This window comes from Paenibacillus sp. AGC31 (assembly GCF_057334655.1).
The window spans coordinates 289,734-302,082 of the sequence record NZ_JBHFJH010000027.1; the positions used below are offsets into that span (position 1 = coordinate 289,734).

The following is a 12,349-nucleotide window of genomic DNA, read 5'->3' on the forward strand; positions in this document are numbered from 1 at the left end:
AGAAACAGAGATGGTTAACTTCGTTTATTCGCAAATTCCACATTATGGGTTATGATGTACCTTGAGAGAAAATTTTACATACAATAGGAAGTCTTCGTTCTAAATTAAAGGTATTTAAGCTCTTTACTAGGGGAGTGTTATCCATGATTGAATGGAGGATTGATGATGAAAAAGTTAACCGTAGTTTCATTATTACTTCTACTTCTGGTGGCCTGTCAGAACCAGGAACACACTGAAGATGCACAACTGGATGAAGAAAGATCGACATCCCAAGAGAATGAAGACATCCCACCAGAGTACCTTGATGAAACAAACTATACAGGGGACAAATTGGAAATCGTCAAACTTATGAATACCCGTCTGCGTTATTTATACGAAGAGGATGAAAAGCGATATATGAATCTTTTTGATCCAAAATCTCCTATATCAGGTATGGGAAGATACAAAGTTCTCAAAGTTACTTTTATGAGCGATATAACTATACAGGAGCAAAGGAAGCTCTACCAGGCAGTGGTGACGGTTAACGAGTTAAAAGAGAACAACGAAGAGTATAACAATACGATGGTGTTTTGGAAAAAGAAAGAAGATGGCGATTCTGCGCAATGGGTTATTGCGGATATTGATTAATAACTTACTGTCTGACACATGGAAGATCCATATCTTCACACAAAATAAAGGGTGATGTAATGATGACAAGGCGATTAATACTGATTGAAGGATTACCGGGTTCAGGCAAGTCAACGGTTGCCAAGATGGTATCCGAAATTTTGATAGAACAAGGCAAGAAGGTACAACTATTTCAGGAAGGAAACCTGGATCACCCTGCTGATTACGAGGGCGTATCTTTTTATTATACAGGAGACTTCGAGGCTTTATTGAAAACGCATGAAGAATACAGAGAGATTCTGGAAAGTAATGCGATTGCCCATGATCAAGGTTTCCTGATTCCATACCGTAAGATGAAAGAGCAATGGGGAATAGAGCTTCCCGATCACATTGTACAGGATATTTTCAGCCGAGATATTTACGAAATTCCTTTTGAGCAAAATGTGAAGCTGATCACCGAGAAGTGGCAAGATTTCACCCAAAACGTGTTAAGCACGAATGATGACTGCATCACGATATTTGAGTGTTGTTTTATCCAGAATCCACTAACCATGGGTCTTGTCAAATGTAATCAATCCAAAGAGCAGAACGTTCAGTATGTATTGGAACTGGGGCGATTCATTCATGCTCTGAACCCGCTTCTCATCTATATCGACCAGAAAGATATATCCTATACATTCGATAAGGCGGTTAGTGAAAGACCAAAAGAATGGTCAGAGGGATTCATTAATTATTATACGAACCAGGGTTTGGGACAGGCACAGGGTTATCAGGGTGTTAAGGGTACGGTACAGGTTTTGCAGGAAAGAAAGAAGCTGGAGTCCGAAATCTATGGCTTACTTGAGATGGATAAGGTATGGCTGGATAATTCGGATTATGACCTCGAGGCTTGTAGGCGCAAACTAGAAAAGATTCTGTAATAACCTTAATGAAATACGAATACATACCGGAGGTCAATTTTATGACATTTTATGAAGTAGCCCTAATTGCAACAACCGCAATCTTAATTATTATAGGTGTTCGAAGCAAACGGAAAGTAATTTTTAGATGGGGCATAGCCAGTTTAATTTTATTGCTCGTACTCATCATTCCCTCATTCATCATGGGATTCATGGACGGATTTGCTGATGGGTGGTCAGCGAGATGACCACTGCAGATAACAATAATGTATCGTATGAACAAAATAACAACAAATTCAACTTCCGTGTGGCAGGTATTGTGATGGATGCGGGAAGAGTTCTTTTGCATACGACTGAACAGGATGATTTCTGGAATCTGCCCGGAGGGCGGGTGGAATTGCACGAGACAACAGAAGCGGCTATTGTGCGAGAGATGGCGGAGGAACTGGGTGTTCATGTAGAAGCGCAAAGGCTCGCATTTGTTAGTGAAGATTTCTTTGAATATGATGGCCTGAAATATCATGAAGTTGGCTTTTATTATCTCATCACATTGCCGGAAGCCCATAAGCTCTATAATGAAATTGAATTCAAAGGTCTAGAGGATAACGGTAAGTTATTCTTCCGATGGTTTCCCTTGGACGAACTAGAGCAGATGGAAGTCTATCCTGTGTTTTTGAAAAAGGAACTGACTAATCTCCTTGATGCAAAAGGCATCAAACACTTCATTCAGAAATAGAGGGATAGGTGCCTATGGACATTACATTTATTCGTCATGGTCATGGCGAACACTTGGTAGATTACCCTAATCAATTAAATTGCCTGCACCCTGGCCTCACTGAATTGGGGAAAAGTCAGGTTATAGCGTTGCGTAAACAAGTGTTTTTTTCGCCTGAAGACGTCATTTTGATTAGTCCAACGAAACGTACTATTGAAACAGCACAACTCCTAACCTCTAACAAAAATCTTGCGTTCTTCAGCCCGCTGGTTGGCCCAAGAATGTTTCCTCAGAATCCAGAGTTTGTACCTTTCGTCTGCGATCAGATCTATTCCAAGGAAGAACTCAGCCATCAGTATACTGACATAAGAATGCTTGATTTGGGTTTTGATTGTTGGAAAGAAAGTATTAATCAGATGGATGCACATCGATTCAAGGAATTAGCTGAGCAGCTTCTTGAATGGTGCAGGCAACAGAGCGGCAATACGTTTATCATTTCACATGATGGTACGATATCGAACTACAGGATGTTACTCGGAGAAAAAGGGTTAACCAAAAGTGATTTTCTTGGTGAAGCAGGGCAGTACACGATCAGGAACTTTTAACGATCTAAGGAGATCTCATCAATCTCTTCTACTACACATTACACAAGGCTTCTGTTTTGTAAGTGGTCTATAACTGTACTAAGGGGGACTTTCAATGAAGTTATCGGATTATGAATATTTAACTTTGGCTCTGGAAGAAGCAGAACAATCACTTATTGAAGGAACGTATCCGATTGGTGCGATAATCGTGGATGTGGATGGGAATGTCGTGAGTAAAGGCAGAAACCGAGTCTTCTCGGATTGCGATCCTACAGCACATGCTGAGGTGGATGCCATTCGTCGGGCAGGAAAACATTTGCTGGATGTAGACAAGAAGAGATTCATGAAGAAGAAAGAACTGACGCTCTATACTACCTGTGAACCTTGTCCTATGTGTTCTTGTACCATATTAATGTCGGGTATTAAAAAGATTGTATGGGCAGCGGATGATGAAGAATATGGCGGGCTTCGACGTTTCAAGGAAGGACCTCATTTTATCCATATGTTTGACACGTTATCCTGTGTTGCAGCACCCTATCTTGATCTGGAAAACAGACAGAGAGCTTTGCTCGCCAAATGGAACATTGGTAGAGGTTTGCTTGATACAGAATGGGAGATTCCTAAACAATGATCTTTTTATAAAGGGGATGTTCGTATGTCTCAAAACAAATATGTTCAAGCCGCTATTAATGCAGTTCATTACGTAGAGACCAAGAAATTTGGTAACCCAGTTGAGGCTTGGAGTTTTGCAACTGGAGAGTTATTCGGTGAGGGAAGTTGGGGACAACGGAAAGGCTGTCCCAGAACTGCTTTTCTAGGTCTGTGTGAGGATGGTTATGTCAGAGGTATTCCCCAAGGGAGATATAATCATAGAGAGAACTCGTTAAATAAAAGATATGCCATTAACACGGTTAAATTATTTTATAAGAACTCTAGTATGGTTCATGAAGATAGTAAGAGATTGTGGTCAGCAGTCACTGAGGGCAAAGTGATTAAGTCAAACTATCAGGTCGATATTGTTAAAGGACTATGGGGAAAAGGAATGATCCTTACAGAAAGGAGATGAATTCACATGGAATTCGTGGGAGAGAAGGTAAGAATAACATCAGTCACAGAACAGGACCTCGACTTCATATGTCAACTTGAATGTGACACAAATATATGGAGCTTTGAGGAAACTGTTGAAACGGATGAGGAAAAGGTCCGTGAGAAATATCGCAGCCATTTTGCTCTCGCAGATGAGAAACCATATGCCTATGATTTCGTTATACGCCGCATAAATGATCCGGAAGATACCCCCATTGGTATAGTTCAGATGTGGAGTTATGTGGATTACCGCAAAAGTTGGGAACTTGGATTCGCTGTACTTTCGGAATATGCAGGGAGAGGATACGGGAGTGAAGCTACCCTTCTTTTGTTACAATTTGTATTTCAAGAGTTACAAGCTCATAAGGTCGTTGGCATGTGCAATTCACAAAATGTTCGCTCTGCCGCACTGATGCAGCATGTGGGTATGACACGGGAGGCCATCTTCCAGGAAGAGCTATGGTGGAACAATCAGTGGACCGACCAGTACTTTTTCTCGATTTTGGATAGAGAATTTAAGTCTGTCTAATAGGTACGGGAGGAAATAAGATGACTACGTTGGTTCTGTTAAGTGATTTGCTCTTCGAGTCTAATGATAAATTGGATCAGAGAATACGAAGCTTATTCGAAAGTGCACAGCCTTCCATCGGATATATCCCTTCGTGCTCCGATCCGGAGCGAAAGTATTTTGAACACACTAGACGTTACTATAATAAATTAGGAGTAGATAACATTCAATATTATGATCTTGATCTGGAGTATGAGGAGAGCACATTTGGCGCTATTTTCGAATGTGATGGGATTCATCTATCCGGCGGAAATACGTTTTATTTTCTAAGTTTATTACAGAAGAGAAATATGGTTGGTTTGCTGCGTTCCTATGTGAAGAGTGGCGGCATTCTGATTGGGGTCAGCGCAGGCAGTATTCTGACTACACCTACGATAGAGATAGCCGGGTATGGGGAAGATGCAGATGAAAATAAAGTGGGTTTGAATGATATAAAAGCGCTGGGGCTCGTTGATTTTGAGTTTGCACCGCACTGGGATGGTTCGGAAGACACCCTGAATTCATTAAGAGAGTATACCCGTGTTAATCGTACGGCTGTTTATGTGTGCCAAGATGGTGGCGGGCTTGTAATGGATGGTGAAAGCGTAGAGTTATATGGAAATGTGAGTCTCGTAGATTACAGAGAGAGTGGGTCTGTTGATGAGTAATATTACGGTCTATCATTATGATGCTTTCTCTACCGTTCCGGGTCAAGGTAACCCGGCAGGAGTGGTTTTTGATGCTGATCATTTCAGTGAGACGGAGATGCAGCAGATCGCTTATAAGGTTGGTTTTAATGAGACGGTATTTGTGTTGAACTCTGAAGTAGCTGACGTCAGACTACGTTATTTTACACCGGGGCATGAGATTAATCTGTGTGGTCATGCCACAATGGCATCACTGTATGGTTTGAAGACGCGTGGTATGTTAAGTGACAAAGAATTGATCACAATTGAAACCAATGTAGGTACATTACCCATACGATTTGAGCGCAATGCCGACACCATTTACATGGAAATGAAACAGGATCAGCCGCAGTTTATACCATTCCAGGGGGATATCGAGAAGCTGGTAAGCGCCATCAATCTCACTCTGAATGATGTTGACCTTTCCACGCCAATCGTTTATGGAAGTACAGGAACCTGGACGTTATTAATCCCGACTCGTGAACTGAACTCTTTTATGAAAATGAAACCGGATTCTTCCCTGTTCCCTGGAATTTTAATTGAGACTCCCAAAGCTTCCCTGCATCCCTTTTGTTTCGAAACCCGTGATTCCGATGCGATGATGCATGCCAGACATTTCTCTTCACCTTACTCTGGTACGACTGAAGATCCAGTGACTGGAACAGCCTCCGGGGTGATGGGTGCTTATTATTTAACCTATGTGAAACCGGAGATTGATGAGGTACAGTTTGTGGTAGAGCAAGGGCATGAGATTGGAAGAGATGGAAAGATTCAAGTGAGTGTGATTCGGGATGGTGAGGATATGGATGTCAGAATAAAGGGGACAGCTGTATTTGTGCGTGAACTGAACGTTGAATTGGACACCTGATCATATACCTAAAGGAGTTGATCTTGTTGAATGAAAAGACTGTTTTAGATAGCGTTACTCGTGTCTTGAAAGAAGAATTAACGGATGCCTTGGTGGGAATATATTTACACGGTTCTATGGCCATGGGATGCTTTCATCCAAATCAGAGTGATATCGATATATTGGTCGTTAGCCGGGAAAAGCGATCTGCCGACACTTATCGAAGGATTGCACAAAAGTTAATGCATATTGAAGATGAGATGCACATTACGAAAGGTTTTGAACTCAGTATTGTGCTGGAATCTACGATTGTAAGTATGGCATACCCTACTCCTTTCGAATTTCATTATTCTGCCTATCACCGGGAGAAATATCGAACGGAAGAGCAATATCTCTGTGGTGGATATGAAGATCCGGATCTGGTAGCACATATGGCTGTCATCTATGATCGAGGTATTGTGCTGGATGGTAAACCCATTAAGGATCTGTTCCAACCGGAAAATCGTGAACATATGATTGCCTCAATTACATCGGACGTGAGTTCAGCTATGGAAGAAATTGCGGACAACCCAGTCTACTATGTATTGAGTCTATCCCGGGTTCTTTTGTACGTGAAAGATTCAGTCATTCATTCCAAGCGAGAAGCAGGAGAATGGGCACTTACAAACCTTCCCACTAAATACAAGGAAGTCATCTCACAATGTCTTGCAAAGTACAATGGTGATTTGGAGAATGTGAATTTGAGTGAAGCCTTACTTCGGGAGTATGCGGAATATATGTTGAATCAGATCCAATTGAAGGGAGATTAACATTTTGCAAATTATTGATATTCGGCAGAAGCCGGACGTGCTGCAAGAAGCAGTACAGTATTTCTGGAAACAATGGGGCTCGGAATCAAGCTTCCATTTCTATCGGGATTGTATAGAGCGTTCTGTGGATACAGAGAGTGATGTACCAAGATTTTATGTGATGTTGGACGGAGACCGAATTATCGGTGGGTGCGCTTTGTTGCGAAGTGATCTGAATAGCAGGCAGGATCTTTTTCCCTGGTTTGCGTGTCTTCATGTTGATCCAGAATATCGGGGCCAGAATCTGGGTGGACAACTCCAGACCCATGCATTGAATGAGGTGAAAGCAAAAGGGTATGACAAGCTGTATTTGTGTACTGATCTGACCGATTATTATGAAAAAAATAACTGGGCCTATATCGGCAAAGGATATCTGCTTGATGATGAAGAGACGAGAATCTATGAATATAAGATTTAATAGAGGTTACACACGCTTTAGGGCGTTGTCTTGAATTCGGGAGGAATGAATCTATGATTACCGAGATTAATAAACATGAATTCCATAAAGTAAAACATCTCACGGACTCGTGTCAGAATATTGAAGTCAAGGCGGTGGCGTCTGGCTTGAACCCGGGACGGATCTATGTAGATGATGCAGAGAATATCACAGCAGCACTAATTTGGATACATGGACAGTCCGGTTTTCAGTTGATCGGCGACTCTCGAAGTGAGCCCTTTCTGAATGAATTGAAAGAGTACATGCGGGAACGTATTGAACCTGAGTTATTGGACTTACATATGCATGCTGTTGAAATTGGTGTGGTGGACGAAGCCTGGGAAGATGTTCTTCGGCACATCTCCGGGAAAAGAGAGATTTCCAGTGATATTCAACATGTATTCAAATTGAATCCAGATTCGATAAGTCATCAAGTACCTCTCGACATATGTGCTTCACAGGACGAGGAAGTCAGAATTCTCAGGATAGATGAAGTACTATTAGGAGAGAAAAGATATAACAATTCTCAATTCCTGAAGGATAAAATCTCTTACTTCTGGACGACAATAGATGATTTTTTACAACATGGATTTGGCTATATTGCAGTGCATAACGATGATATCGCGTGTGTTTGCCTTTCGGCATTTATCGCAGATCAGACACATGCAGTTGATATTGAAACGGTTGAAGTCTACAGAAGAAGGAATTATGGTGCGAAGGTGGCAAAAGCTTTTGTGGAAGAATGCGGTCGTGTAGGCATACATCCGTATTGGGATTGTTCACCGGACAATGCAGGCTCAATTCATCTGGCACAAGGCATGGGGATGTCACTCGATTTTAACTATAAAGTCTACTGGTATGACCTCTCTATATAGATTGTGAATCGGAAAAATGAAGGAGGATGTGCTATGAGCGACTCATTACAGGATCAGATTCACTTTCTCATTGAGATTGATAAACTCAAAACGATTGAACGAAAGACGAGAATTATGCATGGTGAGAGACTTGAAAATGATGCGGAGCATTCCTGGCATCTGGCGATGATGGCTTTGGTTTTGCAGAGTCATGCCAACAAGGATGTGGATATCCTCAAAGTCATTAAGATGCTTCTCGTTCATGATCTGGTCGAGATTGATGCCGGAGATACATTCGCTTACGATACGGTGGGACACACGGATAAATACGATCGTGAACTCCAGGCGGCTCATCGGCTGTTTGGTATGTTGCCTAAGGAACAGGCTGAAGAACTACTCCAATTATGGTTAGAGTTTGAAGCAAAGCAGACTCCTGAAGCACAATTTGCCTCATCTCTTGATCGGTTGCAGCCTCTGATCCACAATCATCAGAATGAGGGAGATACGTGGCAGAAATATAACATTACAAGTGATCAGGTGTTAAACAGAAACCGTGAGATTGCAAACGGTTCCGAAACATTGTGGGAGTATGCGGAGCAGCTTATTCAGAAATCTGTGGACCAGGGAATCTTGACCAAATCATAAGGATACGTTTAATCGTATGTACTTTGAAGAAGGAGGAGCATGATGACAGAGGATTTTTATTGTGATGAAGTGCTCAGTGGTAAAACAAAAGTAAATATTGTTTGGGAAACAGATCAAGTATTAGCCTATCACCATACCCGACCATACTACGAACACCATATCGTGGTAATTCCCAAGATTCATATCCGGTCATTCATTTCCCAAGAAGCAGAGAATAATGATGAACTTTTATTGGAAATGATGCGTGTCATTAAAAAGATTGCTGCTGACATGGTGAACCAGACAGGCTCGTCGAAGATTATAACTAACTTGGGCAACTATCAAGACTCGAAGCATCAACATTGGCATATAGTCAGTGGTGAACGAACTTAGGAAACTGTATACCGGATTATAAATCTCCCACCTTCTCACACGGGTATGGAAGGTTTTTTTTATTTTTAATTATAAGTACTCTAAATGCCCTTACATCTACCAGAAAAGTTAACTGAGGAAAAATATGCTAGAATAGGGAGTGATAATTTAATAGACTAATTAGGAGGAATAATGATGATGTTTGGTTCTATCATTACAATATTCGCAATGTTGATTAATGTGTTGTTATATGGACTGGGCGTGTATGCGCTGATCCTGTTTATTAAGCTAGCCCGACGTGGGATTCAGGCACTGGATATCTACCTGTATGAGAAACGCGGAGAGCATTTCTAACGTTCAGCATCTCATACTCGAACAGAATTATCATTTTTCTCTCAGTGTTTTATCTTTTCTATTCTAGTATGATTAACGCATCAATCCAGTAAAGAGAGGTTAATGATATGGATGCTTTTTTAGAGCAAATTAACGAGTTAAACGAGCTTCAGAAAGACTTGGTTAGTCTACATCCTTTGTTTGCAGAACATTATCCAGTAGTTGTAGCCTATGAAGCTTTATTATATATCTATGATTATTCGTCCAAAACGCAGCAATATGAGTGGGTGAAGACGGTACCGGACGATTTATATATTCCAGATGAGTGCCTTGCGGCAATGCCGGTGCATCATATGAACGGACGAATGTGTGCGATTGTAACGGATGCAGCGTTCAAAGATCTGGAGCAGAAAGTCTATCTATTCCATGAATATGTTCATTGTTATGTATATGAGAAATATGATGAACGGATCGTCAACCGTCTTCAGATTAAGCATAAAATGGACCAACTGAAGCGTGTGACATGGGAACTGGATTATGAGTTTCCCTATGAAAATGAAGTCGTTGTGGAACGGATTAACTCATTGTTGTCTGCTTTGAAGAGTAAAGACCTGATACAAGTACACACAGCCAGAAAGGCGTTGTTCACTTCATTAAATGAAGAACAAGCCGAGTACTGGAGCTGGTTGGAGTGGAACGAGGGTTACGCTCGTTATATTGAGAATCTGATTCGGGCAAAATTTGGGCAGGAAAGCAATCATTTTGGAGATACAGCTCCGTTTAACCGCTTGATGTTCTATGAATGTGGGTCGGAATATATTAGTCTGCTTGTGAAGGAGCACCCGGAGTACCATACGGATCTGGAGCAGCTGTTTGACCGCATGCAAGTGGAGAGAGTTCAGGGATAATCACGCATCTACGGTGAAAAAGGATGGAACCTAGCGAAGTCTCACTATTCCAGTGATCTGTACGTTGCACCAGTAGGTTATATCGTTTCTTTTTACTAAGTATAGTAGAATACTTCCCGATAAAAGGAGATTAACTCTATGCCGTTACCTATGGTTCATCTCAATATTGCTAATCTGATTGCAGACTCGCTGCAAATGCAGACTGATCGAGGTTCATTCTATCTGGGGAATATCGCCCCGGATTCCATACATATGCGTGAAGGTACAACCAGAGATGATAAGGAGTACACCCATTTCAACCCGAAAGATGATGGAGATTACGTTGGTGAATTGAAGGATCTTTACTCATTCTATATGCACCAACTTACCGATGAAGGATGGAAGTGGTTTGTGCGAGGATACTTTATGCATGTGCTAACAGACTATTACTGGTTCCGTAGTGTGCATCCCGAATTCGTCGAACGGGTCAACAAGGTAGACCAACATACAGGCAGTAGCAGATCGAAGGATGAACTAGCGCGTTTATATTACCAGGAGACGGACCAGATCGATTTTAATCTCTATCAAGGTTCAAGTTGGAGCGAAGAGGTATGGCAGGTGCTCAACAGTTCACCGGGTTATGACATGACGGATCGTTTAACTGCTGATGAGATTGTACGCTGGCGGGACCACACGTTTTCTTTTCTTAATGGGGAAGAACCGGGAATTACTCCTGAGTTCATCACGGGTGAGAGAGTTCAGGTATTTGTGGAAGAGACCTTAGAGCGACTGATCGCTTTGTTGTCTTCATGGGACCCGGAGTTACGTAACTTGATATGAATATAAATAGTTAGTGCAGTTGAGTCATTATATACTGTATTTATTACTTCTCTACTCATTACTAGTTTATTTAATACTAAGTCAGGGAGGCGTGCAGTATGGTGAAATATGTAGGAGTGTTGCTCGTATGTGTCATTGCCGCATTCATTGCAGGGTGCAGTAAACCGAATGAATCGAACGCGGAAGAGGGGCTTCCTGTGCTGATCACCTTAACCTGTAATCCAAACCTCACTTTGGAACCATGCCAAGATGTTAAGTTTGATCGATCTGACGAGATACGGATCATGATGGAGGCCATACATAAGGCTGAGCGTATGCCCGGCATTCTCGATTATGGTACACAGTACGACCTGAGCATAACCAATGTGGATGGCTCGATAACACGGTATGATTTTTCATTAGGAATGGATCCCAAGATGCAAGGCGTGTTAGTAAACCATGAAGACACGCACACTGGATATAGCATTCCTCTTGAGGATTCGAATCAAATAAGAAGACTGATTCAGCGACGTACAGATTAAGAAGGTAAATGGAACGGAGAAGAACCTGTGGATGACAAAATTACCATTGAACCTTTGACGCGATCGGATGCAGATGGAGTGTATCAGGTGTTCGAGACAACCATTCCCTCAGCATTTGATAAGGAGGGGATTGGCTCGCTTCTGGATGATATTCAGGATGAAATAGCACAGAAAAAAGCGATGATTCACAAGGCATTGCAAGCAAAGGACAACATAGAACCAAGTGTATTTTTCCTCGTCGCCAAAATGGGAGATGTTATTGTAGGCACAATCTCGTATGGACCGTGTGGTAAGGAGATTCGAGAATGTACAGAGGGTCGGCTAAACGGTATCGGAGAACTGGGTAGCCTGTATGTGTTGCCCGAGGTTCAAGGACAGGGGGTTGGTTCGGCGCTGATTCTCGCCCTGGTTACTGAACTGCAGCGGCTGGGAATTGAGCAATTCTGCCTGGATAGCGGTTACCAGATCGCACAGAAAAAGTGGCAACGCAAATTCGGTGAACCCTATGTGGTGGCGAAGAACTACTGGGGCGAAGGAACTGACCATATGGTATGGCTGTGTGAAGTACAGGATTTTATAGTAAAATGAATGAACAAAAGAGATGACGACCTGTATTGTATAGGGGTCATCTCTTTATTTTTTTGCATCGATCGTGGACGATTAT

The 12,349-nt window shown here is 41.9% G+C and carries 19 protein-coding genes; all 19 read left to right on the plus strand.

Features of this window, described 5'->3' with window-relative positions:
- Positions 1-162: 162 nt before the first annotated feature.
- The 19 genes from ACE04G_RS13335 (at position 163) to ACE04G_RS13425 (ending at position 12,273) form a co-directional block, all read left to right on the plus strand.
- A complete protein-coding gene (locus ACE04G_RS13335) occupies positions 163-627 on the plus strand; it encodes a hypothetical protein (protein ID WP_449004173.1) in 465 nt (154 codons plus the stop codon).
- Positions 628-686: 59 nt separating this feature from the next.
- Entirely contained in the window at positions 687-1,526 is an 840-nt protein-coding gene (locus tag ACE04G_RS13340) for an adenylyl-sulfate kinase (protein ID WP_260632878.1), read from the plus strand.
- A gap of 223 nt (positions 1,527-1,749) precedes the next feature.
- A complete protein-coding gene (locus ACE04G_RS13345; RefSeq protein WP_221822709.1) occupies positions 1,750-2,241 on the plus strand; it encodes an NUDIX hydrolase in 492 nt (163 codons plus the stop codon).
- Positions 2,242-2,255: 14 nt separating this feature from the next.
- A complete protein-coding gene (locus tag ACE04G_RS13350; RefSeq protein WP_221822711.1) occupies positions 2,256-2,825 on the plus strand; it encodes a histidine phosphatase family protein in 570 nt (189 codons plus the stop codon).
- Positions 2,826-2,919: 94 nt separating this feature from the next.
- Entirely contained in the window at positions 2,920-3,435 is a 516-nt protein-coding gene (locus tag ACE04G_RS13355) for a nucleoside deaminase (protein WP_221822713.1), read from the plus strand.
- Positions 3,436-3,459: 24 nt separating this feature from the next.
- Positions 3,460-3,870, plus strand: coding sequence for a DUF6979 family protein (locus ACE04G_RS13360; RefSeq protein WP_221822715.1), 411 nt, complete (start codon positions 3,460-3,462; stop codon positions 3,868-3,870).
- 6 nt (positions 3,871-3,876) lie between these two features.
- A complete protein-coding gene (locus ACE04G_RS13365) occupies positions 3,877-4,419 on the plus strand; it encodes a GNAT family N-acetyltransferase (RefSeq protein ID WP_221822717.1) in 543 nt (180 codons plus the stop codon).
- A 20-nt stretch (positions 4,420-4,439) separates the two neighbouring features.
- Entirely contained in the window at positions 4,440-5,105 is a 666-nt protein-coding gene (locus ACE04G_RS13370; RefSeq protein WP_221822719.1) for a Type 1 glutamine amidotransferase-like domain-containing protein, read from the plus strand.
- Positions 5,098-5,991 (plus strand): PhzF family phenazine biosynthesis protein, encoded by an 894-nt coding sequence (locus ACE04G_RS13375; protein ID WP_221822721.1) that lies wholly within the window; start codon positions 5,098-5,100, stop codon positions 5,989-5,991. Before ACE04G_RS13370 ends, ACE04G_RS13375 begins: the two co-directional genes overlap by 8 nt.
- Positions 5,992-6,017: 26 nt before the next feature.
- Positions 6,018-6,779, plus strand: coding sequence for an aminoglycoside adenylyltransferase domain-containing protein (locus tag ACE04G_RS13380; RefSeq protein WP_221822722.1), 762 nt, complete (start codon positions 6,018-6,020; stop codon positions 6,777-6,779).
- A 4-nt stretch (positions 6,780-6,783) separates the two neighbouring features.
- On the plus strand, positions 6,784-7,236 hold the full coding sequence (locus ACE04G_RS13385) for a GNAT family N-acetyltransferase (protein ID WP_260632879.1): 453 nt from the start codon (positions 6,784-6,786) through the stop codon (positions 7,234-7,236).
- Positions 7,237-7,289: 53 nt separating this feature from the next.
- Positions 7,290-8,129, plus strand: coding sequence for a GNAT family N-acetyltransferase (locus ACE04G_RS13390; RefSeq protein ID WP_221822725.1), 840 nt, complete (start codon positions 7,290-7,292; stop codon positions 8,127-8,129).
- A 33-nt stretch (positions 8,130-8,162) separates the two neighbouring features.
- Positions 8,163-8,753 (plus strand): HD domain-containing protein, encoded by a 591-nt coding sequence (locus ACE04G_RS13395; RefSeq protein ID WP_339307499.1) that lies wholly within the window; start codon positions 8,163-8,165, stop codon positions 8,751-8,753.
- A 39-nt stretch (positions 8,754-8,792) separates the two neighbouring features.
- A complete protein-coding gene (locus ACE04G_RS13400; RefSeq protein ID WP_221822730.1) occupies positions 8,793-9,125 on the plus strand; it encodes an HIT family protein in 333 nt (110 codons plus the stop codon).
- Positions 9,126-9,296: 171 nt separating this feature from the next.
- Complete coding sequence (locus ACE04G_RS13405; RefSeq protein WP_221823555.1) at positions 9,297-9,458, plus strand: hypothetical protein; 162 nt, start codon at positions 9,297-9,299, stop codon at positions 9,456-9,458.
- A 107-nt stretch (positions 9,459-9,565) separates the two neighbouring features.
- Positions 9,566-10,345 (plus strand): hypothetical protein, encoded by a 780-nt coding sequence (locus ACE04G_RS13410; protein ID WP_221822732.1) that lies wholly within the window; start codon positions 9,566-9,568, stop codon positions 10,343-10,345.
- 138 nt (positions 10,346-10,483) lie between these two features.
- Positions 10,484-11,164 (plus strand): zinc dependent phospholipase C family protein, encoded by a 681-nt coding sequence (locus ACE04G_RS13415; RefSeq protein WP_339307502.1) that lies wholly within the window; start codon positions 10,484-10,486, stop codon positions 11,162-11,164.
- Between the two features lie 98 nt (positions 11,165-11,262).
- Positions 11,263-11,685 (plus strand): YhfM domain-containing protein, encoded by a 423-nt coding sequence (locus ACE04G_RS13420; RefSeq protein WP_221822737.1) that lies wholly within the window; start codon positions 11,263-11,265, stop codon positions 11,683-11,685.
- Positions 11,686-11,712: 27 nt separating this feature from the next.
- Entirely contained in the window at positions 11,713-12,273 is a 561-nt protein-coding gene (locus ACE04G_RS13425; protein WP_221822739.1) for a GNAT family N-acetyltransferase, read from the plus strand.
- The last annotated feature ends 76 nt before the right edge of the window (positions 12,274-12,349 follow it).